A 16949-nucleotide genomic window follows, 5' to 3' on the forward strand; every position below is an offset into this window, starting at 1 on the left:
TGGTGGGTCGGTCATTAGTGCTCGTTGTCGTATAGATACCAGGGGAGGGGTAATAATAGGCAGTGGAGTGTCCGTGTCATCTGATGTGGCAATTTTGACAGCTGATCACGATATGGACGACCCTTATTTTACGGGAAGGAACCGTTCGGTTGTTATTGGTGACAATGTATGGATTGGTACCCGAGCGACCATCCTTCCTGGGGTAAAGATCGGAGATGGTGCAGTTATTGCTGCGGGTGCTTTAGTCACAAAGAACGTTGAGCCACATCATGTCGTTGCAGGTGTTCCTGCGCAGTTTGTCAGGAAGCGGGCGGATACGTCTCCGTATCGCCTTAATTATCGCCGGCTTTTTCAATGAGGCTGGCGATGTATAACGGAATTTAAATTTGATATGAAGGTTCTTGATTCAGAAGTCCCGGGAAGGATTATGGAGTTGGATGGTTTACGAGCGTTTGCTGCGCTCGGTGTCGCTTTCTTTCACCTATATATATATGCGCAAAGTGTGCCGCAAGGCCCTCCGTTTGTTTCGGAATTTTTACTGTGGTTTGGTCCCAAGCGCGTCGATATATTCTTTCTCATTAGTGGCTATGTTATTACTACTCTGCTAATTAAGGAAAAGAGTTTAGGTGCTGTAAGTGTCAGAGGGTTTTATATTCGCCGTTTTTTTAGGATTGTGCCGGCTTTGTATATGTATTTAGCCGCTGTTTTGCTACTTGATTATTTAAAAATCATTGATGGTGGAAATGTCTGGGCTGCTGCGATCTTTATGACCAATATTCTTCCTCACATAATAGACATTCATAATAATTTTGCAGTGGGCCATACATGGAGCATCTCTGTTGAAGAACAGTTCTATTTGCTTATGCCCTTAGTATTGCTGGTCCTTAATCAATCGCATAAAAAAGTAACATTTCTTGCCGTGTCAATTGTATACATGGTGAGTATTATATCTCTGGCTGTCGCATCACGAGCCGCAGAGGCAGCCGGGCCGAGTTGGGTCGCATCTCTTATTCTATTTATTTGTGGCAACAGATTTTTACTATGCCCTCCAAGTACTACCTCAAATTTAATTTCTCGGAGCAACCTCTGGTAGTTATGATTGCGATATTATCCATAGCGGCAGTCAGTTATTACCTAATTGAAAAGCCCTGTATTAGAGTTGGTCGAAGGTGGTCGAGTGCACTGGCGCGACGCAGTATTACGGCCCAGTCTTAGAGAATGATTCTGCTTTCCCGTCGTATAGGTATTCGTCACGAGAAATGCCGTTCGAGCTTTTGTCAGTGACCGATAGATGTCGGGCTTGGGTAATGTTGATGGTGGCGCGCGGTGTTATTGCGCTAATGGTGATCAAGCTAGTAGTGGGTTTTCTGATGTCTCGGTTAGATGAGGAAACCCATTTTTGGTCTCTCATTTATGTTGCTTAGCCCAGCTGCAGCACAATTTGCATATTAGTTGATTGTGTTAAATCCTTCGGTCATGAAAGTATGCTTTCAGCGTTTTACGTTATTTTCGACTGGATGAATAGTGTTGATAGTGAATAGAAAGCTGGTGTATGAGATAGTACGTATTTTACAAAGTCCTTAGTGAAAGCCTTATTATTTATTCTTTCCTATTTTTAACGTATGACTTTAAGCATCAAATGGATAAAGTAAAATGAGTAAAGTTATGAATAGACCGGAGACTATACTTCATATTGGCACTGAGAAAACTGGTAGTAGCGCAATTCAAAGCTGGCTGACTCGTAATCGAGACAATCTTTCGTTATTAGGGTCTTATTATCCAGTTTGTCCCGGATTTTTAAATCACGTCAATTTGGCTGCTTACGGGGCTGGGGGAAGCTACCCGGAAGAGCTGAGGCTAATATACAAAATTAATATGGAGAAGCTAAAAAAACAATTTCCTCGCAAGCTGCAAAAGGAAGTTGAGCGAGCAGGTGCTCGTCAAATAATATTATCAAATGAACATTGTTCTTCTATTCTTCGTGAAGAAAAACATATAGCGGTGCTTTCAGAGCTACTTTACAAATTTAGTTCTACGGTAAAAGTGATTTTATATGTCCGTCGACAAGATCATTTATGGCTGAGTAAGTATTCAACTGACGTGATGGTCGGTTCTCACCGGGATCTGGAATTTCCAAAATATAACGATGTTTATGACTTCGACTATTTTCGTATGATAGAGCTATGGTCGAGTGTATTCGGTAAGGACAATATTATTGTTCGCAGATTTGGGGAGGAGTATTTTAAGGATCACGATTTAATATCTGATTTTGTTGATGCTGCTGGTTTACCGAGGCCAGCTATTGAAATGCCTGCTCGCAAAGATAATGCAAGTTTGTCTGGCGCCCAGATAGAGTTTTTAAGATTGTTTAATAAACATGTTCCTGCAATGGTAGATGGAAAGCTTAATCCTCTTCGCGGTAGAGATATTGGACTTGCGATAAGTAATAATAATGTTGACAGAAGAAAATTTGTAGTTTCCAGCGCTAAAATGAAGAAAATGTTAGACTCATACAGTGAGTCGAATGAACGACTGAGACAAGCTTATTTTCCAGGGCTGTGCGCTCCTTTATTTAACCAATCTGATTCAGGTACGGATTCCCTACCTGAGACTGTACTCTCAATTGAAGATGCTGTCGCGATCGCTGCAGGTATGTGGAAATACAACAAGCGTGACCAAAAATTAATATTGACAGTCGACATTCTCAGGTTGGTGAGAAAGTTCGTAAGTCCAAAAGTGCGTAGTCAATTAAAAAAGCTCATAAAACAACGTTGATGTTTTTATGGCTTAAAGAGTGAAAAGCTCACTCGAATTATTTTTGAAAGAACGGTTTGTTTGATTGTAATGCATGATAATGAGAAATTCTTTGCTAGTTCTGTATACGCTAAAAGAGTTACCACGATGAAAATATCACTATTAGCGCCTCAAGGGCATGGAGGAGTTAGGGACTTTTCGGATTTACTTGCTGAAAAATGTAATGCACAGGTTTCTGTTGTTGTAATTGCGTGGTCTAAATCTAATTGTGATGAAGTGTTGGCGAGCATCTTAGAGTCAGATTGTGTCTTCCTTCAATATTCGGGTTATGGTTATTCTAGGCGAGGAGCGCCTTTGTGGCTGTTAAACCAATTGCGACTCAACAGACATTTGATAAGGCGCCTCGGGATTTTTTTTCACGAGCTTTACGCTTTTGGTTCTCCACTATCGTCTGCTTTTTGGTTGTCGCCAGCGCAGCGTTATATTGCAAAGGAGCTGTCCCAATTATCTGATTTTTGGATCACTAATTGTGAGGTTTCAGGCTGGTGGTTATGTCAGTATTCACAAGGCAAGCCGCACGCAGTAATGCCTGTGTTTTCGAATTTGGGGGAAGCTGCAGCGCTTCCAGCTGTGAGAAAACCTAATATTGTAATTTTGGGATCTGCTCCATTACGAGAAAAAACGTATAAAGCCGCCGGTAACAAGTTATTTGAATGGGCTGGGAGGCAGGGACTGCAGATACATGACGTTGGCTCAGACGTCAATAACGAGGGGATTACTAGTAGGCTTAAAAGAGAAGGGGTAGTGGTTCATGGCCGCCTATCTAAAATTGATGTGAGTCGGTTATTGAAAACAGCTCAATTTGGGGTTGTTTGCTATTTAGCCAGCCAGGTTGCTAAAAGTGGGGTATTTGCCGCTTATTGTGCCCATGGAGTTTGCCCGGTATTAATTACTGAGAAAACTTCTTATAGCGATAAGTTGGATAGTCACTTTCATTATTTGCCTACAATCCCGTCTGAAAATATTGCGCTAGAAAAATCAATTAACCTGGGCTTAAATGCGTATAATTGGTATCAATTGCATAATATCTCGGCTCATTCTGACGTTTTTTTAGAGTTTGTTAAGTAAGTTTGTTTTTTCTTCTTGCTAAATTTTTTGTGATCTCACATAAAAGATAATCTTTCCGTTTGCAGAGTGTTGGGTTTTTGGGGTTCTAGCTAATAAATGATATCGGTAAGGGGTTAAAATATGAGTTCTTTAGTTGTTGTGGGGAGATAGTTAGGTGGGTGGGATTGTCGTTAGTCATCCTGGCATACAGCATAGTCATCAATTGGCCTTAGCTTTGTATGAGCGAAATTTGCTTAGTATGTATTACTCAGGGGTGCCTGTACTCAGCCCCGATGATCAGCAGCCCTTTTGGCTTTCGAAGATTGCTGCGCGTAAATTAAAGGTGGTGCCTATTCCTCGGGGGCAAAGATGCCATCCTATTGGCTTTCAGCTTATGCTAAGGGCTGGAGGTAGGCTGCCCATTCTGATGGATAGGGATGACTTCACGCACCGGATGTTTCATTTATATGATTGGTGGTTTAGCCGTCGCTTAGCTAGTTTAAAACCGGATGTGGTTGTGGCGTATGAAAATAGTGCCTACCATACGTTTAAGGTCGCTAAAGCTATGGGTGCGCGTTGCGTTTTAGATGCAGCGTCATTGCATCATACGGCGGGTTCTCGATGGCAGGTTGACTCAGCGACGCCGTTCCGGGCTGAAATCAATCGACGTAAAGATATGGAAATTGAGCAGGCGGACTTAATCTTGACGTGTTCGCCGTTGGCGGCTAAAAGCTATGAGGAGGCCGACGTAGCCAGTACCAAATTACGGCCCTTATTGCTCGGTGCTGAATTACCATCGATGCGCTCTTTGTGGGTGCCGCATGAGCATTCTCTTCACTATGTCTTTGCTGGAGCGTTAAGTTATAGGAAGTCGATAGACTTAATTCTTTCGGTGTTTCGCCGTTTGCACGCAGAGGGTGTGTCGGTACGTGTCAGTTTTGTCGGTGGCTTGGCAGAGACGAAATGGCTTGGTGAAATTCATCGCACACCTAATGCAGAATACCTCCCTAATATGGAGCAAACGCAATTATTTGAATATTTTTCTAAGGCAGATTGCTTGTTGCTGCCTTCGCGCTTTGATTCATTTGGTATGGTGGTGGCTGAGGCTATGGCCTGCGGCGCCCCGGCTATCGTATCAACTCAAGTGGGTGCCAAAGCTATGATAGAGCAATTTCCCGGTTCCGGCTGGATTGTGGAGCCAAGCGCAGAAAGTCTCTATCGTTGCTTGCAAGACCACGCGAATAATCGCAGCCAGGTTTTTGGCGCCCGCGAGCACGCAAAGGAGGCTGCAAGCAGTTTTACATGGGATGCTTATCGAACACGTGCGGGGAATTTGTTTGAGAGTTTTTGTAAATGATCACTCTCGATGAGAATAATTACGGCAGGGAAGAGCGCCTTGGTTTAATGGCAAAGCTTTTTATTGGCGTGTTGCTAATTGCCATTTTTGAAGGTGCCTTTCGGAAATGGCTTAGTCCTAGCTTAACGTATCCGCTAGTCGCTATACGGGATATCTTAGCAACTATCGGTATCTTATTTGCCGTAAAGAAAGGGTACGCAAGATTTGCACCTTTATTGGTTGCGAGCGTCTTAGCATTAAGCTGTATGTTAGTTGCTTGGGGTATGTTGCAAATTATTTTGATCGAATACCCATTGGTTATACTAATTTACGGGCTCCGCTTTTGGTTACTTTATCTTTGGTTTAGTATCTTCGTTGCAATAAGTATCAGTGCTTATGACTTCCAGAGAATTATAAAAGTTTTAATTAGCTTGCTTATAGCTATGACTCCCTTGGCCGTGATTCAACACTACTCACCAGTGGGTTCTTTTTGGAATAAACAGATTGGCGAAAGTTACATTTTTACTGTCGTCCATGGCATTGTTCGTACTACCGGAACATTTTCATTTACAGCTGGATTTACGACGTTTGTGGCATTTGCAGCGCCGTTTGTACTTGCGAGCTTGGACCGACGGTATGGTATTTGGCGTAAGCAAAGTTGGTCATTCGTTGCGTTTGCTGCGCTTTTAATTTGTACGGTAGTAAGTGGCTCTAGGGGGGGAATTATTTTTTTCACAGTTCTTCTGCTTAGTTATGTTGTATGTCAACTTCTTTTTAGTAGGGGGCGATCTGGAGGAAGTGCTATTTTTATTCTGTTACTGGTTGGAATAATGATCGCTGGGTCTTTTTCAATATTTTCTCGCGCGGTGGAAGCGACTCAGCAGCGCTTTGAAGCTGCCAGTAACAGTCAATCCTTTGTAAGCCGCTTAGCCTATAACTTTCTTCCCCCCGGCGAAGTCGACTTGCTTGGCGCTGGAGTGGGTATGGGCACTAACATAGCTGGGGTAATTGCTGGTGGACAAAGTCGATTTTTGTTGGCGGAAACTGAAAATGCGCGTGTAGTTAAAGAAGGTGGAATATTCGGTTGGTTGATTCTCCTTTTTAAAATAGTTGTTGTCTTGTTAGGTCTAACTCGTGGGGGTGTTATCGCGATGAGAACCGGAAGGTTACTCAGCTTGATGGTTTGGATGACAGCAGGACTTGCCTTATTGTCGTGGTCGATTATTGGGCAGCTTACCATTAATGTATTAGGGTATTTATTGGTTGGGCTAGCAATAGCCAGTTTACGACTCGAACGCAGTGGGCAGATTTGATGAATATTGTGCTTTCCACTCATCCTGATTTTCTCAACAGCACTAGTATGCCTCTTTTTGTAAAAATGATTTTTGACGGTATGGCTGAGCTTGGGCATCAAGTTGTAACTTGGTCGCCAAAGCCTATTCTTTATCGACTGCCTGTACCACGAGTCTTAAAAAGGTGGCTTGGATATATAGATCAGTACATTACTTTTCCCTTTCAGATTAGTTGGCGTCTGCGTAAAGTTCACACTTCGACTATGTTTGTGTTTTCTGATCAAGCAGTAGCACCTTGGGTGCCGTTAGTTAAAGATAGGCGTTATGCTATCCACTGTCACGGCTTCAGGGTCAGCATTGGGTGAGTATCCACAAATCGCAGTGTCTTTCACCGGTGGGCCGTATCAAAGTTTTATTAGGCATGAGTTTAGCCAAGGTAAGTATTTTTTATCAGCTTCTAATAAAACCCGTAATGATTCACGTCGGTATTTGTCGATTGAGCCAAAGTTGAGTGCATAAGTTTATAGCGGTTTCAGTTCTGCATTTCTCCTAATGGTAAAAGCGAAGCACGCTATTTATTTGCATACCAAAGATTAGAGGTGGTTTCAATTAAGGAGTTTCCGGCTTATAAAACGCAAATTCTATTAGCCCCTTTAAAATAGGTTTATGCACCATCGTCTATGTGATGAAGACGCTAATTTAAATGTGGAGTGGGGGCTGCACAGATGCCATCCTTGATAGCTATTATGCCTTATGAGGCGAGGGAGAAAATGAGTGAATGAAGATGTAAGGATGCTCTTAGAGCGCTGCCCTATCCTGTACCTACGGCTGCTGCATTTAAAAAGACGTGGGCATTGGTCGAGGCCGTGGGTAGTGAGCAAAGAAACAGATTGTGTGATCGATGGTTTTCCGCGATCTGCTAATTCTTTTGCATATGCGACATTTTTTGACTCTCAGAAGGATAAAGGTTTGCATATAGCCACTCATACGCATTCGCCAGCACAGATTGTCCAAGCTGTTCGATGGGGCGTACCAACAATGCTTTGTATTCGTGCCCCGAAAGATGCTGTTCGCGGCCTTCTTTCATTTGAAATTGAATTAGATCTGAGGCAGCGGAACGCTGACGCGTCGAATATTGTTTTACCTGATTCATCACGTGTCCGCAAAGCGCTGAGAAGGTGGCATTTCTTTCACAGTAATATTTTGCCCTACCGAAATGACATATTTGTTGCGCATTTTGAGCGGATTATAAGTGAGTTTGATAAAGTCAGTATGGAGTTCTGTGATTGGTCGGGAAAGGATTGGAGTGCATGGGACTCGGTTAGAATCACGGAAGAGAGTATTAAAGGTAAAGCGTTCCATGTTGGACCAAACCCTTTGCGCGAAATGATAAAGACTGAAGTTGATTTACTGCTTAACAAGGAGAGTTTCTTGAATTTGCTTGATAAGTGCGACCGTGTTTACGAACACTATTTGAATGCGGACAATCGTAAGAAACATCTAAAGACGACCACTCTCTCTTAGTGCCAATGAGAGCGTTATTAATTGTGCCAGAGATTGTAGATCTTTATCTGGAGATTCTGGCGTCTGTGGTTGAGGATAGGAAGTAAAAGTTATGGAACATAGTCTAATTGGTTGTTTGGCTACCCCGGTACAGTGAGTGTCGGGGATGATTTAATGCGTATAAAGCAAGCTGTTTGGTTATGCTTAATTTTTCTTGGCCCCAAGAAGACCGTGGTCTATCCGCTTTTTGAGGTTCTCTATTATGTCTGGTGTGTTGTTGCTAGCAAGCCTGAAACTAATACTAGTTTATACTTCTACTCCGATTCATGGGGCCAAAGATTATGAAGATCTTTCTAGGATAATGTAAGGATGGAAAAAATTAAGCAGCGTTCTGACAGCCGTATTTTGCTTTTAGCAAATTATAAGCCCGATGGACAGTTTAGTATGCAAAGGTACGCTGAACTTTTAAAGACAGGCTTAGAAGAGGCCGGTGCACTTGTTCATGTTTGGTATCCCCCTGCAGTGCTAACACGGTTTATAAGTTCGGGTAATCGAGGATTTAAATGGGTAGCCTATATAGATAAGTTTGTGTTGGGCGCATTTGCCTTGTTAGTTGTTCAGCTAAGCTGGAAACGAGTCCATATTTGTGACCACTCTAACGCAATGTATCGATTCATTTTGAGGGGTAGACGAGTAACGGTGACCTGTCATGACGTCATTGCTGTAGAGGCCGCGCGAGGTTCGGGTAGCTGGACTGTAAAGCGTAGCGGCCAAATTCTTCAGAGTCTAATTTTAGCGGGTCTGCGGCGCTGCCATGCTGTGGTCTGCGTTTCGAATTACACAAGAGAGCATTTATTTGCGCTGGGGGGGCTTGATATTGATCGTCTTCAGCTGGCTTACAATCCAGTAGATCCGAGTTTGATCGATGCCCGTCCTGAGGATACCACGCCATTGTGGGCTGGGTTGAAGGAACACCTTGGTGGTGAGTATGTGTTACATGTTGGTTCAGATCATCCTCGCAAGAATAGGATGGGGGTCGTGAAGATATTTTGTGCCTTGTCAAAGCACCCGGGATTCGAGTGGTGTAAGTTGTTACTGGTTGGTCCGGACTTAAACGCTTTACAGCGTGAAGTGCTGTCCGAAGCGGGCTTATTGGACCGAGTAGTGGCGACAGGTTTGCCCGCCGAGGCAGATCTGGCGGCGGCGTATCGCGGTGCGCGGTGCTTATTGTTCCCATCTTATATCGAGGGTTTCGGTTGGCCAATTGCCGAAGCTCAGGCCTTGGGTTGTCCGGTGTTTACCACTGCGGCAGAGCCTATGAATGAGGTCGGTGGTGACGGTGCTTGCTTTATAGAGCCTGATCAGCATGAGGAAGCTGCTGCCATTATAGCTATCACTAATCTAAAGGTATTGTCGCAAGCCGGTTATCGAGTGGTAAAGCGATTTAGCCTGTCAGGGTTGGCAATGAAAGTAATGGTTGCTTGATGAAAATTCTTCGAATTATATCTTCTGTTGACCCTAAGGGTGGTGGCGTCATTGAAGGCGTTCGGCAGCTTCAAGAGCCACTTGTGCGCATGGGGCACGACGTCGATATTGCGTGTTGTGACGCACCGGATGCCCCCTGGTTATGTGCGAGCGAAGAAGGTCTTAATATATATGCTCTTGGCCCTAGCCGCTTCGGCTACGCCTTCACGTCCCGTCTATTGCCTTGGCTCAGAAAAAATGTTGCCAATTATGACGCAGTCATCGTTGAAGGCATCTGGCAGTACCATAGCTTTGCGGTTTGGCTGGCGCTTGCTGGCAAAAGCACGCCGTATTTTGTTTTTACCCACGGAATGCTAGATCCTTGGTTTAAACGTAACTACCCTCTTAAGCATTTGAAAAAATGTTTATATTGGCCATGGGCAGAATATCGTGTTTTGCGTGATGCACGCTCGGTCATTTTTACATGTGAGGAGGAGCGCTTACTTGCTCGTAAATCTTTTTGGCGGACTCAATGGCAGGAGGCTATAAGTGGCTACGGTACGGCATCCGCACCTACGAATGGTGATGAGCTGGCAAGAAGATTTTTAGTAGCTAATCCAGATCTTGGCGGGAAACGGGTACTGTTATACCTTAGCCGGATTCACGAGAAAAAGGGTTGCGATTTATTGATCGCTGCATTTGCTAAGGTGGCTTTTCTTGATCCTGCTTTGCATTTGGTAATCGCTGGACCTGATCAGACGGGCTTGGTTCCCCGGTTGCAGAGGCAATCGAAGGAGTTGGGTGTTAGTCATCGTATTTCATGGCTGGGTATGTTGCAGGGCGATGAAAAATGGGGGGCCTTTCACGCCGCTGAAGTGTTCTGCCTTCCTTCGCATCAAGAGAATTTTGGCATTGTTGTGGCGGAGGCATTGGCTTGTGCCACGCCGGTGCTAATCAGCAATAAAGTTAATATCTGGCGTGAAATAGAAGGGGATGGAGCTGGTTTCGTAAGTGATGACACGATTGAAGGTACGGTCGACAACTTAAGACGCTGGATTAATACTACAGGCTATCAGAAGGAAGGTATGGGGCGTGCTGGGCTTGTAAGCTTCCAGAATCGTTATCAGATTGATAAGGTAGCCGATAGCTTGATACGTATTATTTCAGAGCATAACGTTGATACATCCAGCAACTTTAAGAATCAAAAGGATCCGGTTATAAAATGAATCCACTGAACGCTAAGCAGAGTAAGCCTTTGGAAGGAGGCGCCTCTTTTCCGTTAAAGCATCGGATATTTCGTTTGGTGTGGTCACTTATTTGGGCACTACTAGCTGCGTGGACCCCGCCGCCGATGCATCGATGGCGCCGGCTTTTGTTGCGAATTTTTGGTGCTAGTGTGCACCCTACTGCTCGTGTCTATGGAGGTGCCAGTATTTGGTATCCTCCAAATCTATCCATAGGTGCGAATTCGGTAATTGGTCCTGGTGCCAATATTTATTGTATGGGGTGCATCACAATCGGTGAGAAGGTGGTGATCTCACAAGGCGCTTACTTATGTGGAGGTACACACGACATATCCGATCCTTATTTCCAATTGATCACTCGGCCAATCGAGATTTGCTCACTGGCTTGGGTGGCTGCTGAGGCCTTCATTGGTCCAGGTGTAACCGTTGGCCGTGGAGCAGTGATCGGGGCTCGATCTGTTCTATTTAAAAATGCCGAGGAAAATGGTGTTTACGCTGGTAATCCCGCCCAGTTTATACGTTATAGATATTAAGTGTTGGGGCCAATGATGCAATAAGCTTCGCTATTTTTTGAGTAAATGAAAATAGCTACTTATGTGGAGTTTTTAATATCAATTTTGAAATAGGGATTGTGGCGTTTTTTGCTAGTTCGACTAATAGAATATTTGAAAATTAATTTTTCAAGTATCTATTATTTAATTTTTATTATTCAGGTTTCTAAATATCATGAAAAAACGTGCATTGATCACAGGCGTTACTGGACAGGATGGCTCTTATCTTGCAGAGTTTCTTCTTCAAAAAGGTTACGAGGTGCATGGGATCAAGCGCCGGGCTTCATCTTTTAATACCGAAAGAGTCGACCATATTTACCAAGACCCGCATACTGATAATAAAAATTTTATTTTGCACTATGGAGATTTGTCAGATTCATCTAACTTAACCCGTATTATAAAACAGGTTCAGCCAGATGAGATCTATAACCTCGGTGCTCAATCTCATGTTGCGGTTTCTTTTGAATGCCCCGAATATACCGCCGATGTAGATGCCTTAGGATCACTGCGGATTTTAGAAGCCATTCGGTTGTTGGGTTTGGAAAAGAAGACCCGTTTTTACCAAGCCTCAACTTCCGAACTCTATGGTGATGTTCAGGAAATTCCCCAAAAGGAAACAACGCCTTTTTACCCTCGTTCTCCCTACGCGGCTGCGAAAATGTATGCGTATTGGATTACCGTGAATTATCGGGAATCTTACGGTATGTATGCTTGCAATGGTATTTTGTTTAACCATGAATCGCCCCGTCGAGGTGAAACCTTCGTTACGCGAAAAATTACCCGTGGCCTTGCTCATATTGCGCATGGCTTAGAGGAGTGTTTGTACCTTGGTAATATGGATGCTTTACGGGATTGGGGTCACGCAAAGGACTATGTGCGTATGCAGTGGATGATGCTGCAGCAGGAGCAGGCAGAGGATTTTGTGATAGCAACGGGAAAGCAAATCTCTGTTAGAGAATTTGTTCGTATGTCTGCTAAAGAAGCGGGTATCGAGCTTGAGTTTTCCGGTGTCGGCATTGATGAGTGTGCAACCGTTCTAAGCGTCAATAATGATCTTGCGCCAGGTGTTAAAGTTGGTGATGTCGTTGTTCGGGTTGATCCTCGTTACTTCCGTCCTGCCGAGGTTGAAACGCTGCTAGGGGATCCTAGCAAAGCTAAGGCTAAGTTAGGTTGGGTTCCTGAGATCACGGTTGAAGAGATGTGTGCAGAAATGGTTGCGTCTGATCTCGATAAAGCTAAGCGTCATGCATTGTTAAAAGACTATGGATTTGATGTTTCGGTGGCTCGAGAGAACTAAGGGACTTATATATGAAACGCGTTTTTGTTGCCGGTCATCGCGGTATGGTCGGGTCTGCGATAGTTCGTCGCTTAGAGCGGTTGGAGGATTATGAAATAATCACCGCTGATCGGGTTACTTTGGACTTGCTGGATCAAAAGATGGTGGCAGATTTTTTTGCTACGCAGAAGGTTGATGAAGTATATTTAGCGGCAGCTAAAGTGGGCGGGATTGTGGCTAACAATAGCTACCCAGCCGACTTTATTTATGAGAATCTGATGATCGAATGCAATATTATCCACTCGGCATTTATATCAGGTGTTAAACGTTTGCTGTTTCTAGGTTCCTCTTGTATTTACCCTAAGTTAGCAGAACAGCCGATGCAGGAAGCGGCATTACTGACCGGTACCTTGGAGCCAACCAATGAACCTTATGCAATCGCTAAGATTGCCGGTATAAAACTATGCGAATCGTATAACCGCCAACATGGTGTTGATTATCGTAGCGTGATGCCAACAAATCTTTATGGGGAAAATGATAATTTTCATCCGCAGAATAGCCATGTTATACCAGCAATGATGAGACGTTTTCATGAGGCCGCGACGAGCGATGCGTCCGAGGTAGTGGTTTGGGGTACAGGTAAGCCGATGCGTGAGTTTTTGCATGTCGATGATATGGCGCAAGCTTCTGTTTTTGTGATGAATTTAGATAAACAAACTTACGATGCTAATACTCAAGGAATGTTGTCACATATCAACGTAGGTACAGGTGTAGATTGCACTATCGCTGAATTGGCTCATACCTTAGCGAAAGTAGTCGAGTTTAAAGGTGACGTTGTTTTTGACACCACTAAACCGGATGGCGCGCCGCGAAAACTTATGGATGTGTCGCGTCTCGGGGATATGGGCTGGCAAGCACAAACCTCATTGGAAGCGGGGCTATGTGCAACGTATGCTTGGTTTTTAGAGCATCAGTCCGATATTCGTTTATGATTGGGTGGCTTGATGAACAAGTGTTTTCCAGCGGCATTGCGTCACTTCCGTTAGTGTCCATCGATTTAATTGTTAGAGACAAAGCTAGTGGGCAATATCTGTTTGGATGGCGGCGAAATAGGCCGGCAGCTGATCACTGGTTTGTTCCTGGCGGGCGAGTTCAAAAAAATGAAAATTTGGATGATGCATTTAGTCGCTTAAGCAAAACTGAGTTGGGCGTTCTTTTATTTAGACCTAATGCTTGTTGGTTTGGTGTTTACGAGCATTTTTACGATGATTTCGTGTTTGGTGAGGGTGTGTCGACTCACTACGTGGTGTTAGCCTACGAAGTTATCGTAAATTTAGCGGAGCTAAATTTACCCGCTCAGCAACACAGTGAATATAAGTGGATGGCAAAAGATGCTATCGGCGAATCTGATTTGGTGCATCGACACAGTAAGGATTATTTTATATGAGCGCGAAATTTCAAGCTGTTGTAATGGCGGGTGGAAGTGGAAGTAGGCTGTGGCCATCTAGTCGAAGTCTATTTCCCAAACAATTTTTATCAATTGCAGGCGAAGAAACAATGTTACAGGCAACATTGTCTCGTGTTTCTGGCATATTAGATTGCAGTACATCGGTTATTTGCAATGAGGAACATCGATTCATTGTTGCTCAGCAATCTCAAGATTCTAAGCATAATTTAACTTCAATTATTCTAGAGCCGGTGGGTCGAAATACAGCGCCAGCAGTTGCTCTTGCCGCATTCGAGGCGATGGAATCTGCTGCGGGAACCTCTTCTGCTCCTTTATTGCTAGTCATGGCCGCCGATCATGTGATTGAAGATGTGGAAGCCTTCCATAAAGCCGTTAGCGTTGCGAAAGTACAAGCTGAGAACGGAAAAATTGTAACCTTCGGCATTGTGCCTGAGTCAGCTCATACGGGTTACGGTTATATCCAGCGCGGAACTGAGTGTGGCGTAGGTTCGTTCGCTGTTTCTCGGTTTGTAGAAAAGCCTGACGCTAAAACCGCTCAGTCTTATATAGAGGATGGCGGCTATTACTGGAACAGTGGGATGTTTTTGTTCGCCGCTGACGTTTATTTAGCCGAGTTAAAAGCTTTTCGATCAGATATATATGAAGCCTGTGAAAAAGCGTATTTAGGTAAAGCGCGTGATATAGACTTTTTGCGTGTAGAGGCGGAGGCTTTCAAAGCTTGTCCTGATGAATCGATTGACTATGCCGTAATGGAAAACACAGAAAAAGCGGTTGTTGTGCCTTTGTCTGCGGGTTGGAGTGATGTAGGAGCATGGTCGTCACTTTGGGATATTGGTGCTCGGGATGCTAAGGGCAATGTGAGTAGTGGCGATGTGCTGAGTCATAATACGTCTAACTCTTATATTCGTGCAGAACATCGTTTAGTGGCAACGGTCGGTTTAGACAATATTGTCGTGGTTGAAACCAACGATGCGGTTTTGATTGCAGCCAAAGAGCAAGTTCAGGATGTCAAAAAGATTGTAGAGTTATTGAAGTCGCAAGGTCGTAGCGAAGTGATGCAGCATCGTCACGTTTATCGGCCTTGGGGTGTTTACGATTCAGTTGATAATGGCGAGCGTTATCAGGTTAAGCGGATTACCGTAAAGCCGGGTGCCAAGCTTTCAGTGCAAATGCATCACCATCGAGCTGAGCATTGGGTTGTTGTTTCAGGTACGGCGAAGGTTACTAACGGCGATAAAGAGTTAATGCTAACCGAAAATCAGTCAACATATATTCCGGTAGGCGTTGTGCATGCATTGGAAAATCCCGGCGTAATTCCGCTGGAATTAATCGAAGTGCAGTCGGGCTCGTATTTGGGCGAAGACGATATAGTTCGTTTTGAAGATCGCTATGGGCGGGCGTAACACTTAGTGAAAATACTTGTCGTCGGTTTGAATTATTCTCCTGAGCTCACCGGTATAGGCAAATATACAGGGGAGATGGCGGAGTGGTTTGCCAAACAAGGCCATGAAGTTAGGGTCATAACAGCACCGCCATATTACCCGCAATGGTTTGTATCGCCGCCGTATAAAAGTTACGCGTATAAAATAGAGGTGATAAAGGGAGTCCTGGTTTATAGGTGTCCGCTATATGTACCTAAAAATATAACTACCATGACTCGTCTTATTCATTTGTTGAGCTTTGCGATATTTTCCTTTCCGATTCTTGTTCGGCAGTTATTTTGGCGCCCTAACATTGTTATTAATCCGGTTCCTTCATTGTTCTCTTCTCCGATGGCAGCTCTAGTGGCAAGGCTAAGTGGCGGCAAAAGTATTTTGCATATTCAGGACTACGAAATAGACGCTATGCTCGGTTTAGGTATGGCAAATGTTGCAGTAATAGGAAAGTTAGCGCGCGGATTTGAGCGCCTTGTTATGTCTTCCTTTGATAAGGTTTCAACCATATCGCAATCGATGATCAATAAAGCGAAAGACAAAGGCGTGGCGGAGAAAAATATTATCTTCTTTCCAAACTGGTCTGATACTTCACGCTTTGCCAATGTTAGTTCTTCTAACGAGCTGCGGGCTTCGCTAGGTGTCGTGGGCGATAATAAACTTATCTTATATTCAGGAAATATTGGCGATAAGCAGGGCTTAGAGCAGGTTATTGATGCGGCGGAACTGCTTAAAGGCAAGCCTTATGATTTTGTTATTGTTGGTGATGGCGCGGGGCGCGAGAAATTGGTCTCACTTGCTACAGCTAGAAAGCTAAAGAATGTGCATTTTTCTTCGCTGCTCCCTCTTGAGCAATTGCCGGTATTACTGGCGTCCGCTGATTGCCATTTGGTTATTCAAAAGCGTGGCGTTGCAGATGCAGTGTTGCCGTCTAAGTTAACCAATATTTTCGCTGTGGGTGGCAACTCAGTGATAACCGCTGAGAGTGATACAGAGCTCGGATTGCTTTGTGAAAAATTTCCAGAGATCGCTGAGCTCGTAGCGCCTGAAGATGTTAATGCTTTGGTTGCGGGTATTGAGCGTGCCTTATTGAGTGCGTCACCAAACCATACTGCGGTCAATTATGCGCGGGAAAATATAGATAGTGAGAAAGTCTTGCGTAGTTTTGAGCTGGAGTTGAGCGATTGAAAGTGCCGATAGTGCCCAGCAATTTACAATAGCTTTTTTTGTGATGTTGATTGAGTTTTTGGTAGTGCTGCAATCTTTTTTTACCCTGTATTCGTATTTATATTTTGTTAGCCCCTTGTTTTTTGTTCGTTTCACTGACTAGGCAAAGAGCTTTCTTACAGGAAAGGATGCGTCATCTTTGGAATATATAGGGCAAAACAGTATGTCGGTATTCCTTATTAATCCGCTAGTTATTTATGGTTTTTCCGTATTTTTTCAGTAGGAGTTCAGGTGGCAGGGCTTCGGGGGGGATATTTACGCTATCGCAGGAGCGTTGGCCATAGCATGTGTTTG

The 16949-nt window shown here is 44.1% G+C and carries 14 protein-coding genes and 1 pseudogene; all 15 read left to right on the plus strand.

Translation table 11 applies throughout. The features are described from left to right. Nucleotides 1-148: 148 nt before the first annotated feature. Nucleotides 149-310: pseudogene (locus ACI955_RS09340) on the plus strand (DapH/DapD/GlmU-related protein); the annotation flags it as partial. Nucleotides 311-391: 81 nt separating this feature from the next. Beyond that, on the plus strand, nucleotides 392-1093 hold the full coding sequence (locus tag ACI955_RS09345; protein WP_415243477.1) for an acyltransferase family protein: 702 nt from the start codon (nucleotides 392-394) through the stop codon (nucleotides 1091-1093). A 560-nt stretch (nucleotides 1094-1653) separates the two neighbouring features. Next, nucleotides 1654-2775 (plus strand): hypothetical protein, encoded by a 1122-nt coding sequence (locus ACI955_RS09350; protein ID WP_415243478.1) that lies wholly within the window; start codon nucleotides 1654-1656, stop codon nucleotides 2773-2775. A gap of 126 nt (nucleotides 2776-2901) precedes the next feature. Then, nucleotides 2902-3882 (plus strand): hypothetical protein, encoded by a 981-nt coding sequence (locus ACI955_RS09355; RefSeq protein ID WP_415243479.1) that lies wholly within the window; start codon nucleotides 2902-2904, stop codon nucleotides 3880-3882. Nucleotides 3883-4036: 154 nt separating this feature from the next. Continuing rightward, the gene (locus ACI955_RS09360; protein ID WP_415243480.1) at nucleotides 4037-5218 is read left to right on the plus strand and encodes a glycosyltransferase family 4 protein; all 1182 of its coding nucleotides are present in this window, start codon (nucleotides 4037-4039) and stop codon (nucleotides 5216-5218) included. Next, a complete protein-coding gene (locus ACI955_RS09365; RefSeq protein WP_415243481.1) occupies nucleotides 5215-6510 on the plus strand; it encodes a hypothetical protein in 1296 nt (431 codons plus the stop codon). Before ACI955_RS09360 ends, ACI955_RS09365 begins: the two co-directional genes overlap by 4 nt. Beyond that, the gene (locus tag ACI955_RS09370) at nucleotides 6510-6854 is read left to right on the plus strand and encodes a hypothetical protein (protein ID WP_415243482.1); all 345 of its coding nucleotides are present in this window, start codon (nucleotides 6510-6512) and stop codon (nucleotides 6852-6854) included. Before ACI955_RS09365 ends, ACI955_RS09370 begins: the two co-directional genes overlap by 1 nt. A gap of 409 nt (nucleotides 6855-7263) precedes the next feature. Next, entirely contained in the window at nucleotides 7264-8013 is a 750-nt protein-coding gene (locus ACI955_RS09375) for a hypothetical protein (RefSeq protein ID WP_415243483.1), read from the plus strand. Nucleotides 8014-8361: 348 nt separating this feature from the next. After that, the gene (locus ACI955_RS09380) at nucleotides 8362-9477 is read left to right on the plus strand and encodes a glycosyltransferase family 4 protein (protein WP_415243484.1); all 1116 of its coding nucleotides are present in this window, start codon (nucleotides 8362-8364) and stop codon (nucleotides 9475-9477) included. Continuing rightward, a complete protein-coding gene (locus ACI955_RS09385) occupies nucleotides 9477-10682 on the plus strand; it encodes a glycosyltransferase (RefSeq protein ID WP_415243485.1) in 1206 nt (401 codons plus the stop codon). Before ACI955_RS09380 ends, ACI955_RS09385 begins: the two co-directional genes overlap by 1 nt. Nucleotides 10683-11426: 744 nt before the next feature. Then, nucleotides 11427-12548: a GDP-mannose 4,6-dehydratase gene (gmd, locus tag ACI955_RS09390; RefSeq protein WP_415243486.1), complete on the plus strand. Its 1122-nt coding sequence runs from the start codon at nucleotides 11427-11429 to the stop codon at nucleotides 12546-12548. Nucleotides 12549-12559: 11 nt separating this feature from the next. After that, complete coding sequence (gene fcl / locus ACI955_RS09395; RefSeq protein WP_415243487.1) at nucleotides 12560-13519, plus strand: GDP-L-fucose synthase; 960 nt, start codon at nucleotides 12560-12562, stop codon at nucleotides 13517-13519. Beyond that, nucleotides 13516-13974, plus strand: a complete 459-nt coding sequence (locus ACI955_RS09400; protein ID WP_415243488.1) for a GDP-mannose mannosyl hydrolase — start codon at nucleotides 13516-13518, stop codon at nucleotides 13972-13974. The genes fcl and ACI955_RS09400 overlap by 4 nt, the downstream gene beginning before the upstream one ends. Then, nucleotides 13971-15398 (plus strand): mannose-1-phosphate guanylyltransferase/mannose-6-phosphate isomerase, encoded by a 1428-nt coding sequence (locus ACI955_RS09405; protein WP_415243489.1) that lies wholly within the window; start codon nucleotides 13971-13973, stop codon nucleotides 15396-15398. Before ACI955_RS09400 ends, ACI955_RS09405 begins: the two co-directional genes overlap by 4 nt. A 6-nt stretch (nucleotides 15399-15404) precedes the next feature. Further along, nucleotides 15405-16616 carry a glycosyltransferase WbuB gene (locus ACI955_RS09410; protein ID WP_415243490.1) on the plus strand — a complete coding sequence of 404 codons (1212 nt, stop codon included), beginning with the start codon at nucleotides 15405-15407 and terminating at the stop codon, nucleotides 16614-16616. Nucleotides 16617-16949 lie beyond the last annotated feature (333 nt).

Source organism: Zhongshania sp. (genome assembly GCF_047636175.1).
Classification (GTDB): Bacteria; Pseudomonadota; Gammaproteobacteria; order Pseudomonadales; family Spongiibacteraceae; genus Spongiibacter.